This window comes from Stenotrophomonas humi (assembly GCF_001431415.1).
GTDB classification, from domain to species: Bacteria; Pseudomonadota; Gammaproteobacteria; order Xanthomonadales; family Xanthomonadaceae; genus Stenotrophomonas; species Stenotrophomonas humi.
This window is the reverse complement of sequence record NZ_LDJI01000006.1, coordinates 209,102-223,120: the sequence shown is the minus strand read 5'-3', so window position 1 is coordinate 223,120 and position 14,019 is coordinate 209,102. Positions and strand designations below refer to the sequence as shown.

The 14,019-nt window shown below is 64.0% G+C and carries 13 protein-coding genes; 9 read left to right on the top strand and 4 right to left on the bottom strand.

Annotated elements, in window-relative coordinates; translation table 11 throughout:
• The 3 genes from ABB26_RS03615 to dtd all read right to left on the bottom strand — a co-directional run bounded on the left by ABB26_RS03615 (window position 1) and on the right by dtd (window position 3,096).
• On the bottom strand, window positions 1-207 hold the full coding sequence (locus ABB26_RS03615) for a ribbon-helix-helix protein, CopG family (protein WP_057632208.1): 207 nt from the start codon (window positions 205-207) through the stop codon (window positions 1-3).
• A gap of 507 nt (window positions 208-714) precedes the next feature.
• The gene (rpoD, locus tag ABB26_RS03610) at window positions 715-2,562 is read right to left on the bottom strand and encodes an RNA polymerase sigma factor RpoD (protein ID WP_057632207.1); all 1,848 of its coding nucleotides are present in this window, start codon (window positions 2,560-2,562) and stop codon (window positions 715-717) included.
• 93 nt (window positions 2,563-2,655) lie between these two features.
• Complete coding sequence (gene dtd / locus ABB26_RS03605; RefSeq protein WP_057632206.1) at window positions 2,656-3,096, bottom strand: D-aminoacyl-tRNA deacylase; 441 nt, start codon at window positions 3,094-3,096, stop codon at window positions 2,656-2,658.
• A gap of 95 nt (window positions 3,097-3,191) precedes the next feature.
• On the opposite strand from dtd, the gene ABB26_RS03600 reads away from it, so the two are divergent.
• The 4 genes from ABB26_RS03600 to ABB26_RS03585 all read left to right on the top strand — a co-directional run bounded on the left by ABB26_RS03600 (window position 3,192) and on the right by ABB26_RS03585 (window position 7,552).
• Complete coding sequence (locus tag ABB26_RS03600; RefSeq protein WP_057632205.1) at window positions 3,192-4,112, top strand: lauroyl acyltransferase; 921 nt, start codon at window positions 3,192-3,194, stop codon at window positions 4,110-4,112.
• A gap of 72 nt (window positions 4,113-4,184) precedes the next feature.
• Complete coding sequence (ribA, locus tag ABB26_RS03595) at window positions 4,185-5,312, top strand: GTP cyclohydrolase II RibA (protein ID WP_057632204.1); 1,128 nt, start codon at window positions 4,185-4,187, stop codon at window positions 5,310-5,312.
• 234 nt (window positions 5,313-5,546) lie between these two features.
• On the top strand, window positions 5,547-6,053 hold the full coding sequence (locus ABB26_RS03590; RefSeq protein WP_057632203.1) for a PH domain-containing protein: 507 nt from the start codon (window positions 5,547-5,549) through the stop codon (window positions 6,051-6,053).
• On the top strand, window positions 6,050-7,552 hold the full coding sequence (locus tag ABB26_RS03585) for a PH domain-containing protein (RefSeq protein WP_057632202.1): 1,503 nt from the start codon (window positions 6,050-6,052) through the stop codon (window positions 7,550-7,552). Before ABB26_RS03590 ends, ABB26_RS03585 begins: the two co-directional genes overlap by 4 nt.
• A 145-nt stretch (window positions 7,553-7,697) precedes the next feature.
• On the opposite strand, the gene ABB26_RS03580 is transcribed toward ABB26_RS03585, so the two are convergent.
• Complete coding sequence (locus ABB26_RS03580; protein ID WP_057632246.1) at window positions 7,698-8,729, bottom strand: CDP-glycerol glycerophosphotransferase family protein; 1,032 nt, start codon at window positions 8,727-8,729, stop codon at window positions 7,698-7,700.
• A 103-nt stretch (window positions 8,730-8,832) separates the two neighbouring features.
• Here ABB26_RS03580 and ABB26_RS03575 point away from each other — a divergent pair, with 103 nt between their 5' ends.
• The 5 genes from ABB26_RS03575 to ABB26_RS03555 all read left to right on the top strand — a co-directional run bounded on the left by ABB26_RS03575 (window position 8,833) and on the right by ABB26_RS03555 (window position 14,014).
• Entirely contained in the window at window positions 8,833-9,711 is an 879-nt protein-coding gene (locus tag ABB26_RS03575; RefSeq protein WP_057632201.1) for a glycosyltransferase family 2 protein, read from the top strand.
• A gap of 169 nt (window positions 9,712-9,880) precedes the next feature.
• Window positions 9,881-10,762 (top strand): glycosyltransferase family 2 protein, encoded by an 882-nt coding sequence (locus ABB26_RS03570; protein WP_057632200.1) that lies wholly within the window; start codon window positions 9,881-9,883, stop codon window positions 10,760-10,762.
• Window positions 10,763-10,977: 215 nt separating this feature from the next.
• The gene (locus tag ABB26_RS03565) at window positions 10,978-12,021 is read left to right on the top strand and encodes an O-antigen ligase family protein (protein ID WP_161809005.1); all 1,044 of its coding nucleotides are present in this window, start codon (window positions 10,978-10,980) and stop codon (window positions 12,019-12,021) included.
• Entirely contained in the window at window positions 12,018-12,857 is an 840-nt protein-coding gene (locus ABB26_RS03560; RefSeq protein ID WP_057632198.1) for a glycosyltransferase family 2 protein, read from the top strand. Before ABB26_RS03565 ends, ABB26_RS03560 begins: the two co-directional genes overlap by 4 nt.
• A 26-nt stretch (window positions 12,858-12,883) precedes the next feature.
• The gene (locus ABB26_RS03555; RefSeq protein WP_083490667.1) at window positions 12,884-14,014 is read left to right on the top strand and encodes a glycosyltransferase family 4 protein; all 1,131 of its coding nucleotides are present in this window, start codon (window positions 12,884-12,886) and stop codon (window positions 14,012-14,014) included.
• The last annotated feature ends 5 nt before the right edge of the window (window positions 14,015-14,019 follow it).

Here is a 14,019-nt window from a genome sequence, read left to right as displayed (position 1 = left end):
TTAGGACAGGATGATTACTTTGTCTTTGCCGCTGTCATCTCTGATGACAACCTCAGCCCCACGCTTTTGAGCATCCTGTACAACTTTCATCAAAGCGATTGCTCGCCTAACAACTTCTGCCTTTGAAGTCGCGTTGGTTCCATCCTTGAGCTCCTCTAGAGTCGAGGTCAGCTTTTCATCGAACTTGAAGGTAGTGGGACTAGACATGGGGGTAGCTCCGGTACGTGCCGAGTGGGCATAAAAACTATGTACAAAGTATGCCACGCTGATAGAGCGATAGGGGGGCATTGCCCCACTATCAACATCCGCTACTGAAAGCGTTAAGGAAAGTAAAGATCAGAATCGCGAACGCGCAGGCATGCCTGGCTGTGTAGTTTTGGTGTAATCGTGCCGGCAATGAACGGAAATTTGCCGCAAAAAGCAGCTAGCGCCGAGGTCACGAATTTACGAAATCAACTTAAATTTCAATAATTTGAGTTGATTTTACTAATCTTTGCGACGATCTCGAAGAGGATTATGAGTCCTCTGCTCTAACCGTTGAGCTATAGGCCCGTAGAGACGGCACAGTGTAGTGGAGCGCGGGGTGGCCGGCCACTTCCTGCGGTCTGATCGATGCACGCGTCGTATGAGGGTCGCTCCAAACACGTCGCCTCCCGTGCAAAGAAAAACCCCGCCGAAGCGGGGTTTTCCATTTCAACTTCTACGACCCGGCGATCAGTCGATGTCGAGGAAGCTGCGCAGCTGCTCGGAGCGGCTCGGGTGACGCAGCTTGCGCAGCGCCTTGGCTTCGATCTGGCGGATGCGTTCGCGGGTCACGTCGAACTGCTTGCCCACTTCTTCCAGCGTGTGATCGGTGTTCATGTCGATGCCGAAGCGCATGCGCAGCACCTTGGCTTCCCTCGGGGTGAGGCCAGCCAGCACGTCACGCACGGTTTCCGACAGGTTGATGTTGACCGTGTTCTCGATCGGGGACTCCACGTTGGTGTCCTCGATGAAGTCGCCCAGATGCGAATCCTCGTCGTCGCCGATCGGGGTTTCCATCGAGATCGGCTCCTTGGCGATTTTCATCACCTTGCGGATCTTGTCTTCCGGCATGTCCATTTCCTTGGCCAGCTCCTCCGGCGTGGCCTCGCGGCCGTACTGCTGGAGCATCTGGCGGGAAATGCGGTTCAACTTGTTGATCGTTTCGATCATGTGCACCGGGATACGGATGGTGCGCGCCTGGTCGGCGATCGAACGGGTGATGGCCTGGCGGATCCACCAGGTCGCATACGTGGAGAACTTGTAGCCGCGACGGTACTCGAACTTGTCGACGGCCTTCATCAGGCCGATGTTGCCTTCCTGGATCAGGTCGAGGAACTGCAGGCCGCGGTTGGTGTACTTCTTGGCGATGGAGATGACCAGGCGCAGGTTGGCCTCGACCATTTCCTTCTTGGCCTTGCGCGCCTTGGCTTCGCCATAGGCCATCACGCGGCTGATTTCCTTCAGCTCGTCCAGCGACAGCTGGGCGCTCTTTTCCAGATCGATGGTGGCCTGCTGTTCGGCAACAATCTGATCCTTGACGTCACGCAGTGCCGAAGACCACTTCTGCTTGCGCTTGATCGCGTCTTCCACCCACTCCAGGTTGGTCTGGTTGCCTTCCCACGAGCGGATGAAATCCTTGCGCGGCATGCGGGCGGTGATGGTCGCCAGATGCAGCACGCGGCGTTCCTGGGCCTTGACCTTGCCCATGGTGTCGCGCAGCAGGCGGACCAGCACGTCGGTCAGCGGCAGCGGCAGCTTCAAGGTGACAAAGGTGGCCGACAGCTCTTCACGCAGCTTGGCCATCGCCTTGACATCACCCTTGGCGTGGGCCTTCTTGAACTTGGCCATGTCGCTGGCCAGCAGCTCCATGCGACGGGCGACTTCCAGCGGGTCCGGACCGGTCGGGCCGGCTTCTTCTTCCGCTTCGTCGCCGTCGGCTTCGTCGTCGGCGTCTTCTTCGGCTTCCTCGCTGGTGTCTTCAGCCACGGCCGGAGCCGGGACTTCCTCGACCAGGTCGTTGAAGCCGACGATCACTTCGGCCAGGCGCTTCTTGCCTTCCTTGTGGGTTTCGTAATCAGCCAGCACCGATTCCACGGCAAGCGGGAAGGTGCCGAGTGCAGCCTGCACCTGGCCCAGACCTTCTTCGATGCGCTTGGCGATGGCGATTTCGCCTTCGCGGGTCAGCAGCTCGACCGTACCCATTTCGCGCATGTACATGCGCACCGGGTCGGTGGTGCGGCCACCCTCGGTGTCCAGCGCGGTCAGCGCGGCTGCGGCTTCTTCGGCCGCGGTGTCATCGACTTCGCGGTTGCCGGTGTTGCCGTCGCTGAGCATCAGCGTGTCGGCGTCGGGTGCAACCTCATGGACATCAATGCCCATGCCGGTGATCAGGCCGATGATGTCTTCGATCTGCTCCGGGTCGACCATGTCGTCAGGGAGGTGATCGTTGACTTCGGCATAGGTCAGGTAGCCCTGTTCCAGGCCCTTGCTGATCAGAAGCTTGATGTCGTTTTGCTGGGCAGGACGTTCGTTGGCCATGTAGTGCTCGCGCCACCGGCGATTGTGAAGATAGGGAACCTAGCATTATACCAGCGCAGCATAACGCTTGCCGGGCGGTGGTTTCACGGCGCGTCAGGGTCTGAGCAGGAAGGTCACGGGCCCGTCATTAACCAGGCTGACTACCATATGGGCGCCGAACCGCCCCGTTTCCACCCCAGGGGCATGCTTTTCGCGGCAGATGTCCACCAAACGGTTGAAAAGCCGTTCAGCCTCGGCCGGTGGTGCAGCACTGGTAAAGCTCGGGCGCATGCCTGAACGGGTGTCCGCGGCCAGGGTGAACTGGCTTACCAGCAGCAGGCCACCGCCGATATCGCGCAGGGAACGATTCATCTTGCCGGCATCGTCGGCGAAAACCCGATAACCAAGTAACCGATCCGCCATCCGCGACAAGGTCGCTTCGTCGTCGCCCGGTTCCACCCCCACCAGCGCCAGCAGGCCCGGTCCAATCTGGCCGATCACCTCGTCATCAACGCTGACGGCGGCCTGGGTAACGCGCTGGATCAGAGAAAGCATGGGGGCTCCTTGGGGGCAATCGGGCACCTTAACACCGGCCCAGGCAGGACCATCGGGCTACGCGCAAAGCAACCGCACGTCCTAGACTTGTGCCGATGAAACCGCAATCCATCGCCAAGCTGTACTACCGCCTCGCTTCCGTACTGACCCGCCTGCCCTGGTCCTGGCAGCGATCACTGGCAGACACCGTGGCCTGGTTGTGGGTTCGGATTGATGCACGCGAGAGCCGGGTCACCCGCCGCAATCTGGAGCTGACTTACCCGGCGCTGGCACCGGCCGAACGCAGCCGCCTGCATCGGGAGGTACTTCGCACCACCGCCCGCCAAGCGCTGGAGACGCTGTACCTGTGGACCCACGATCCGTCCACCAACCTTGCCCGCCACCTGCGTGAACGGCACGGCCAGGACCTCTATGACGCTGCCCTGGCCTCGGGCAAGGGCGTGATCGTGGTGGCCCCGCACTACGGCAACTGGGAACTGCTGAACCAGTGGCTCGCTTCGCGCGGGCCGGTTGCCATCGTCTACGCGCCGCCGGAGAACCCGGTCGGCGACGAATTCCTGCAACTGGTACGCGGCGGCGACAACGTGCGCCAGGTACGCGCCGAAGGTCCGGCGGTGCGGCAGCTGTTCAAGGTACTCAAGGACGGCGGCGCCACCGGCATCCTGCCCGACCAGCAACCCAAGAATGGTGACGGGGTATTCGTACCGTTCTTCGGCGTGCAGGCGCTGACCATGACCCTGGTCAACCGTCTGGCCGAGCGCACTGGCGCCACCGTGCTGCATGCATGGTGTGAGCGCATCGGCCCCGACCTGGCATTTGCACTGCATGTGGAACCCGCGTCGCCGCAGATCGCCGATCCCGACCCATTGGTCGCGGCCAGCGCACTCAGCGCCGGCATCGAGGCCATCGCCCGACGCGACCCTGCGCAGTACCAGTGGACCTACAAGCGCTTCACCCTGCGTCCGCCCGGCAGCGGCGAACATGACCCATACGCCACGGCCAAACACCCGCACTGACGCACCAGCCGCAACACAGCGTCGTCAGCCTGTTGATTGAATCCCCGGCCGGCGACCCCCATAAGGACAGCGATGAGCGCCCAGTCCCCCTCCCCCGTTTCTCCCGCTGCTTTCAGCGAAACCGCGGCCATCCGCTGCGAACGCGCCGCCGCCGAACTCCGCGCTGGCCGGCCCGTGGTGATCGCCGATGGCCCGCGCCGCGTGGCGACCACCGCGCTGGACAGCAGCTCACCGGCAGGTTTCGAGGCGTTCGCCGAGGCAGCGGCGCAACAGCATTATCTGCACCTGACCGCGCCACGCGCCCAGACCCTGGGCATCGCCGGCGAGCAGGGCATCCGCATCCCGCTGGCCGGGCATGCCTTCACCACGCTTCCCGCGCTGGCGTACCTGCGCGATGCCGTCGCCCCCGAAGGCAACCCCATCGCCGGCAACGACATGGACGCTGCCTGCGTCGAGGTCGCCCGGCTGGGGCTGCTGCTGCCGGCCATGGTGTCGGTGGAGCTGGGCACCGGCAGCACGCCGTTCGATGGCTGCCTGCAGCTGAGCTTCAATGACCTGCGCGACGGCGCACAACAGGCCGGGCAGGACTACGAACTGGTCACCCGCTCACCCGTGCCGCTGCGCGATGTCGGCATGAGTGAGTTCGCCGTGTTCCGTGGCGGCGTGGCCCAGCGCGACCAGGTGGCAGTGATCGTCGGCAACCCGGACCTGAAAGGCACCGTGCCGGTGCGGGTGCATTCGTCCTGCCTGACCGGTGATCTGTTCGGTTCGCTCAAGTGCGATTGCGGCGATCAACTGCGCCGCGGCCTGCACACGCTCAAGGAACTGGGCGGCGGCATCCTGCTGTATCTGGACCAAGAAGGCCGGGGTACCGGCATCGCCGCCAAGATGCGCGCCTACGGCTATCAACACGAAGGCCTGGACACCATCGACGCCGATGCCCTGCTTGGCTTCGGTGCCGACGGGCGCCGCTACGGCAGCGCCGTGGCGATGCTGCGCGCCCTGGGCGTGGAGCGCATCCAACTGCTGACCAACAACCCCACCAAGGTCCAACGGCTGCGCAATGCCGGCATCGAAGTGGTGGGCTGCGTCCCGGTAACCGGCGAAATCACTGCCGAGAACGAACAGTATCTGCGCACCAAGGCCGCACGTGCCGGCCATCACCTGGATGTGGATGCGCTGATCATGGCGGCGCAGTGACGCCGCAATGAGTTGAGAGGGTGAGCGGGAGCCAAGGTCAGAACCCCTCACCCCCAACCGGCCCTTCGCCCATTGCGAAAGGGCCGGGGTGAAAAGCAACAGCCCCCCATTTTTCGCAGAAGCCTGTTTGTCTCCCTCACTTTCGTCGTAGGCGAAGGGGATGTGCGGTGGCTTTTGCCTTCCCCCACGCGGCAATCCCTTCACTCACCGCCCCACTAAAGCTATCGTCGGCGAATGACCGAGCCCCCAGCACTGCCCGAATCCGTCGCCGCCGACACCCGATGGCAGTCATTGCCACCACGCGGCGCATTGTTTGCCGCCCTCGGTGCCGGTGTGGCGACCGCCCTCCCCTTCGCCGCTGCTGCCGGCGTGCTGGCGTTCGCACTGCACTATCCACACTGGTTGCTCGCAGCACTGGCAGGCGCGGTGACAGGTTTGTTGCTGGGCGCATGGATGGGCCGACGCCGGCACCAGCTCACGTTCTGGCAACTGGACAGCCAGGCATTGGGCGTCCGCCGCGGCCATATGTGGCAAAGCGAAAGCCGTGTCCCGGTCTCGCGCGTGCAGCACCTGGATCTGCAGCGCGGCCCGCTGCAGCGCATGGCCGGCCTGGCCACGCTCATCGTGCATACCGCCGGCACGCGCATGAACACCGTGGCCATCTCCGGCCTGGACTATGCCGACGCCGAGCGCCTGCGCGATCAACTTGCCCATCAGCTCGACCATGACGACGCGTTGTGAGCGCGCCCCTTGTTTCGACCGACGACGAACAGCGGCTGCATCCGTGGTCGTGGCTGTTCGTGCTGCAACAGCAGATTCAACAACTGCTGCTGCCGCTGGTGGCACTGCTGGTTTTCGGCAGCCGTCGACAGGAAGAAAACCTGTTCTACCAATGGGCGCCGTTGATCGTGGTGGTGGCACTGGTCGCCACCGCGCTGCTGCAGTACCTGACCTACCGCTACCGCATCAGCACTGACCGGCTGATCATCCGCAGCGGCATCTTCGAGCGCACCCGGCGCGAGATTCCCTTCGCCCGCATCCACAACGTGGTGGTTCACCAGAGTCTGCTGCACCGCCTGTTCGGCGTGGCCGAACTACGCCTGGAATCGGCGGCGGGCGACAAGCCCGAAGCGCAGATGCGCGTGCTCAAGCTGGCGCAGGCGCTGGAACTTGAACAACTGATCCGGCAGCGCGGGGATGTCACCGCGGGCGAAGGTGATGCGCCCCCGCCAAATGACGAACTGCTGGCCCTGCGCCTGCCCGAACTGGTGCGGCTTGGGCTGATCTCCAACCGCGCCATGGTGGTGGTTGCGGCGGCCATCGGCGCGCTTTACCAGATGCTGCCGCGCGACATCACCGAGAATTTCATCGAGCAGCAGGGCAAGCAGGCCGTCGGCTATGCCAGTCAGTTGCACCTGGGCACCACCACACTGGTTGCCAGCGGCGTCGCGTTGTTGGTTACCGTCCTGCTGTTGATGTGGTTGATGTCGATCGGCCTGGCGATCGTGCAATACCACGGCTTCCGCCTGAGCGAAGCGGACCAACGCTTGACCGTGGAACGCGGGCTGCTGACCCGGCTGCGCAGCAGCGTCGCACGTCGCCGCATCCAGGCATGGACGCTGCGCGAAGGCGCGCTGCATCGCCTGTTCGGACGTCGCCAGCTGCGCGTGGATATCGCCAGCGGTGGCGGCAACGAGGAAAAGCAGGGGCGCGCACTGAAGGAACTGGCGCCACTGGCAACGCCGGACGCCTGTGATGGATTGCTGCAACATCTGCTGCCGCAGCTGCAGTGGCCGCCGTCGCAATGGCATGCGGTATCCACACGCGGCTGGTGGCGGCTATGCCTGCCGGCCCTGGTCGTGACCAGCGCATTGGCAGCCCTGCTGACTTATGAAACCGGCCCATGGGGTCTGCTGCCCTTGCTGTGGTTGCCATGGTCGGCATTCAAAGCGCACCGGCAAGTCACGCGCATGGCCTACAACATCGACGCACAGCGCGTGGCCGTGCGCGGCGGCTGGTGGAACCGCTGGTGGCGCATTGCCGAATTGGACAAGCTGCAGGCACTGCGTCTGGACCGTTCGCCACTGGACCGCCGCTTCGGCACCGCCACGCTTACGCTGGATACGGCCGGCGCGCTCGGTGCGCCAGCGTTGCAACTTCGCTTTCTGGAAGAACAGCGCGCGCGGGAACTGATGGAACAGCTTGGCCGGGAGATGGCGCGACGCAAGTTGCGCTGGTGAGGGCTGCAGGCTCCGTTCGCGCCCTCTCCCTTTGCAGGAGAGGGGTTGGGGAGAGGAACGAGCGGAGTCAATCCCTGTCCAGCGCATCAGATCCCGCAGAACCCACTCCGTAGCACGCACAAACCCCGCAAACCCCAACCAGCCCTCAGGTCCGTGCCGGGCCCCAATAACCAATGCGCTTGCGCAGCTTGATCTTGCGCCACAGGTTCATCGGCTTGGGCCGACGGTTGCGCGCCCCCTTGGCGACAAAGGCATCAATTGCATCCAGGATCCGGTCACTGGACTTGCCATCGCGGTACGGATGCAGCTGATCGGCGAACTCACGCACGGCCGCCATCAACGCCGGCGGACGCGACAGTGCGGTGCGGATCGCGCCTTCAAACTCGGCCGGATCGTCGATATCCAGCAACTGCGGACCCGGGCGGCGGTTCTTGAACGTCACCACCGGCTTATAGGTCAGCAGGAATTCGTTGAGCGCCGAGGACGTGTCCGAGCACATCATGTCCACCTGCGGGAACAGGTCCAGGATGTTGTCGTCGTCGGCAAAGCGCAGGTACGGGCCTTCCAGCGCGCGGTACTTGGCCACCACTTCCGGGTCCATCTTCGGGTGGAAAGTGACGATCCAGCGCCACTCGCCGGTCTGCGACAGGCGCTTGATCTCGTCGTGCAGGATGCCGGCCGCACTCCACGACGGTGAGAACGTGGAGTGGTAAAGGATCACTGGCGGCTCACGCACCGGCTCCGGCTGGTCGTGCAGCTGGCTCATGAACGGGTCGATCTTGGGGAACCCGGTTTCCACCACCGAGAAGTGCCCCAGCTCCTTGGACAACGCGGAGAACGCGGCCGTATCGCGCGGGCCGGTGGTGCAGTACAGGTCGAAGAAACCACGCACATAGATATGGCGCGGCTTGCCGGCATCGAAGCCATGGAAGGTTTCCACCTTCACGCCCGGGAAGAAATGCGGCACCGCGTTGGACGAGGTGATCACCGCATACGGGTTCCATTCGCGCACCTGCTGCACCGTCAGCAGGGTTTCATCGGCAGCGAGATCTTCCGCACCGGGGCCATCGAAGAACCATGCCGCCTCGTCGCCGCGGGCCCGGATCGCCGCCTGCACCGGCCGGAGGATGGCCAGCGCGTAGCGCTCGGAGCCGTACAGCAGATAGTGGCGTGGCACGGTCAAAACTCCTGAATATCCGGGATATGCGGCCGATTATCGCATCGCCAGCAGGCAACGTCGCTGCTAGGCTTTGGTCCGGTCACCCGCGCCAGACGGCCCCATGCCCAACCCTCAATCGTCCGCAACCGCCCAACGCCCCCAGCTGTCGGCCTGCATCATCGCCTTCAACGAAGCCGACCGGATTGGCGACTGCCTGGCCTCATTGGCGTTCTGCGACGAGATCGTGGTGGTGGATTCATTCTCGACCGATGCCACCGTGGCGGTCGCCGAAGCAGCCGGTGCACGCGTGCTGCAACGCGCCTTCGATGGCTTCCGCAGCCAGAAGGCTTTCGCTGTGGATCAGGCCAGCCACGACTGGGTACTGTGCCTGGACGCCGACGAACGTGTGGATGCGGCATTGCGCACTGCCATCGAGGCCGAACGCGATGCCGGCTTCCCGCGTGCCAAGGGCTACCGCTTCGCCCGCTGCTCGGAATACTTCGGCCGTTTCCTGCGCCATGGCACCGCCTACCCGGACCGCGTGCTGCGGCTGTTCGACCGCCGCCATGGGGGCTGGCGCGGCGACCGCGAGATTCACGAAGCGGTATCGGTGGATGGCCCGATCGCCCTGCTCCAGGGCGACCTGCTGCACCACCCCTACCGCAGCTTCCTGCAGTTGCTGGACAAGAAGCAGAAATACGCACGGATGATGGCCGAGCACGAGTTCAGTCGCGGCAAGCACGCCAGCCTGGGCAAGCTGATCATTTCCCCGACCTGGCGCTTCTTCCGCAGCTACGTGTTCAAACGCGGCTTCCTGGACGGCTGGCCCGGCCTGATCGAAGCCTTCGTCAGCGCCAATTACGTCCGCCAGAAAACCATCATGCTGTGGCTGCTCCAGAACGGGCAGCCGGTGGCCGTGGCGACGCCCCCGCTCCCGCCCCCTGCCGGCACTGAATGCCTGCGATCACCACACCCCCAAACGGGCAATACCAGGCGCTGAATGCCAACAACGGGATGTTCATGGGGCGAAATACCACTCAACGCCCCCATCATCCCGTTCATCCTTCTCTTCAGCCCCTGCACACCCGGTTTTCTTCATGATTCGGGCCTTAGGTTAAAATTTTTACCCACTCCAGCCGGCTGGCGGGAGTCACCTCTTGAGTAATGTCATGTCGGCACCAAGCTCCACCGTCTCCCTCATGGTTTCCACGTACAACTGGAAAGAGGCATTGGCCCTGGTTCTTCACAGCGCAGCCCGGCAGAGCCGGCTTCCCGATGAAGTGATCGTCGCAGACGATGGCTCGCGGGAGGATACCGCCGAACTTCTGCACGCCATGGCCGGCAGCTTTCCGGTTCCGCTCAGGCATGTGTGGCAACCCGATGATGGCTTCCGCCTGGCCCGCTGCCGCAACCGCGGCATCGCTGCCGCACGGGGTGACTATCTGATCCAGCTGGACGGCGACATGATCATGCACCCGCATTTCATCGCCGATCACATGCGCCTGGCACGGCCCGGTGCGTTCCTGCAGGGCACCCGCATCCGCACCACCGATGCGGAGACCGCCCGCCTGCTCTCCGGTGGCACCCCAAAGTTCGGCTTGTCGGTGGACGCTTACTTCCGCAAGGAGGGGGACCGCAGCACCTATCACTTCGGCCGTCGTCACCACACCTTGCGGATTCCATGGCTGGCGGAACTGAAGTCCCGGGCATCCGGGCATCCGATGGGCTGCAATGTGAGCTTCTGGCGCAAGGATCTGCTTGCCGTCAACGGCTATGACGAGCGCATGGTCGGCTATGGCAGCGAGGACCTGGAACTGGACGAGCGCCTGCGGCAGGCCGGATTACGCCGCCGCCAGATCAAGTTCGCGGCATTGGCCCTGCATCTGGAACACCGCAGTTCGGCACCGCCGGATCCCAGTGCGCCGGAACTGCCCAACAACCAGTTGCTCTATGCGAGCCGGGACGCGCGACGGGTGCGCTGCGAGCATGGCCTTGACCGCCATGCAGCCGAATTCACCACGCAGCCCTCAGATCTGCGCTCTGTTTCATGAGCCGCCCTGAACGCGCGTCCGCGCACGCCCCGACGCCTGCCGTGGGCCAGGGCGCAGTCCCAGGCACGACCTTGCCGGCACTCCCCTCCAATCCTGCCCCCCGCTACGGGCGCAATCTGCTCTGGGCGGGGTTGCTGCTGCTCATCGCCGGAATGTGCGCGCTGCCCGCCGGCCCGTCTTTCAACCCTAGCCGGCCCTTCCAGCACCTGTTGGTCGTGTCGCTCTATCTGCCTGCCCTGATCATTGGTTTCGCCCACCCGGGCCGTTGGCTGGAGTTCGCCAGGCGACCGCTGATGCCAATGCTGCTGGCGTTGTTCGGCTGGGCCACGGTAAGCCTGGTCTGGAGCAACGCGCGACGGCCTGCCGATGAGTTTCTGCGCTTGCTGACCGTGCTGCTGTTCCTGTTCGCCGTCGTGCAGGGGCTTGGCAATGATCCTCGTCGGCAGCGCGGACTGCTGCTGTGTGGCGCTGGCGTACTGACCGCGACCGCCGTGGCAGCGATGGTCAAGTTCGCGCTCTACTCCCCGGCTGGCGACAGACTGATCGGCTTCGGCGTGATGGCCAACGCCAACCTGATCGGCGCGGCCATGGGCGCTGGCATTCTCTGGCTGTGGCCATGGCGCTTCCAGCGCACAGGCCACCGCCTGCTCAAATGGCTGGCGATGGCGTTGATGGCCACCAGCCTGCTGCTCACCTACTCTCGCAGCGCGTGGATTGCCCTGTTCACCGCGGTGTTTGTTTTGCTGGCGGTACGCCGTAGTGAACGTGCCTGGCAGCGTCTGGTGCTGCTGTTCGCCGTCGCACTGGGCGTGGCCATTGCGGCTTACCCGGAGCTGACCGAGCGCGGCCTGTCGTTCCGACCGCAGATTTTCGAATACGCCCTCGGGCTGATTGCACAGCATCCGTGGCTGGGCTGGGGGCTGGGAGCCAGCTTCACGATTCCCGTGGAAGCCGGTACCGGCATGTTCCAGGTCCATACCCATAATCTGTTCACCCAGGTCGCGGTGGAGCTGGGGCTGCCCGGCCTGCTGTTATGGCTGGCGGTCTGGCTGGGCCTGGGCTGGCGCGCGTGGCACTTCCGCCAGGAGCCGCTGGGCCGCGTGATCCTGGGGCTGTGGCTGTTTGCCTCGGTGATGGTGCAGTTCGACCTGCCACACCTGATCGACAGCCCCCGCCCGGGCTGGTTGATCCTGTGGCTGCCGCTGGCATTGAGTTTGTCGCTGTCTCCGGTAGCCATCAAACGCCGCCCCGTCCAATGAAAATCTCGCTTGTAGTTCTCACCTACAACTGGCCAGACGCACTGGAGCGTGTACTGGAGAGCATTGCCGCCCAGCGACGGCAGCCGGATGAGGTGCTCATCGCCGATGACGGATCCGGCCCCGCGACCGCCGCGGTGATTTCGCGTTGGCAAAGCCTGCTGCCGATGCCGGTCATGCACCTCTGGCAGGAAGACAAGGGCTTCCGAGCCGCGCGGTGCCGCAACAAGGCCATTGCCGCGAGCAGCGGCGACTACGTGATCCTGCTCGACGGTGACATGATCCTGCATCCGGCTTTCGTCGGCGATCACGAGCGCTTCGCCGAGCCCGGCTTTTTCCTGCAGGGCGGTCGACTGAAGGCCAGCATCGCCGAGAGCACGCGACTGCTGTCGGGTGGTCGACCGGTATTCGCCCCCTGGTCGGATGCGCACTTCCACGAATTCGATGGCACCCAGCGCCTGTATGCTTTCCACCAACCACTGCTGGCCAAGCTGAAAGCCCGTTCGCGCAACGGTGGCAGGGTGATGAGCTGCAACATGAGTTTCTGGCGCCAGGACCTGATCCAGACCAACGGTTTTGATGAGCGGATGGAAGGCTACGGCGCCGAAGACCGCGAGTTGGCGGTACGCCTGGAAAACAGCGGGCTGCAGCGGCGCGGCCTCAAATGGGCCGCGCTGGCGGTGCACCTGTGGCACAACTCGCGCGCGCCTCCCGACGTGGACGACATGGATCTCCCGAACAATCGCTTGTTCCATGCCACCCGTACCCGGAAGATCACCCGCTGCGAGAACGGCATCGATGGCCATGTCGCGCCATCGCAGGCACCTCCCCATTCCTGATAGGTCCCCAAGGCATTCCACCCCGCATGAAACTGCTCTACACCAACTTCCATAGCGGCAGTGGCGGCGGCCATACCACCTATGTACGCGAGCTGGCGCGCGCACTGGGCAGGCACCATGAGGTGCACGTCGCCGCGCCGTCCGGCAGCCGGCTGTTGTTGGAATCAGCAGCGCTGCCCGGCGTGCATACCCTGGCACAACCATTTCCGAACGGTCTGCGCAGGCTGCGCGAGCGCGCCGCGGCCGTGCGGCAACTGCACGAGTACCTGCGTACGCATCGCTTCGACATCGTGCACGTCAACGGCTCGGCCGATCACCGCATAACCATTGCCGCGCTGCGCGGCATCAGTCCGCGTCCACGGGTGGTACTGACCAAGCACAACACCAAGCCGATGCACGGCCTGCAGCATGTCTGGCGCGCCCGCTTCCACACCGACAAGGTGATCGCGGTGAGCGAATACGTCTGCCGTCAGGTCGAGGCCACGCCCTATCGCGTCTGCCACCCTGAGACTGTCTACAACGGCGTGGACACCCACCACTACGCACCCTTCAACGACGCCGATGCCCGTGCCCAGCGCAGCCGCTTCACCACCGATGTCGATGCACTGTTGATCGGCAGCAATGCCGGCACCGCCGACTACAAGAGCTGGACCGATATGGCCGGCGCAATGATGCTGTTGAACGAAGACGAACGTCGCCGCGTGCACGTCATGGTCGCTGGACAGCCACCGACCGAACCCCAGTTGGCCATCGTGCGTGCTGCCGGGCTTGAAGCACAGTTCCACTTCCCGGGCATGCTCGAAGACGTGCGCCCGGTAGTGGCCGCCCTGGATGCCGGCTTCGTCATCTCGCACGCCACCGAAGCCATTTCATTTGCCTGCCGCGAAATGATGTCCATGGCCAAGCCGGTGATGGTCACTGATTACTCAGGACTGCCGGAGAATGTCCGCCACGGCAAGGATGGCTGGCTGGTGCCGGTGCATGGTCACGCCGAGATGGCGGAAACGCTGCGCTGGATGCTGCAGCACCGTGAAGCCCTCACGCAGATGGGGGTGGCCGCGCATGCACATGCCGTCGAGGAATTTGGCATGGAACTGTTCATCGAGCGCACCCTGGCCGTCTACGAGCAGCTGCTGGCAAGCAACCCACCACGGTAATTCCC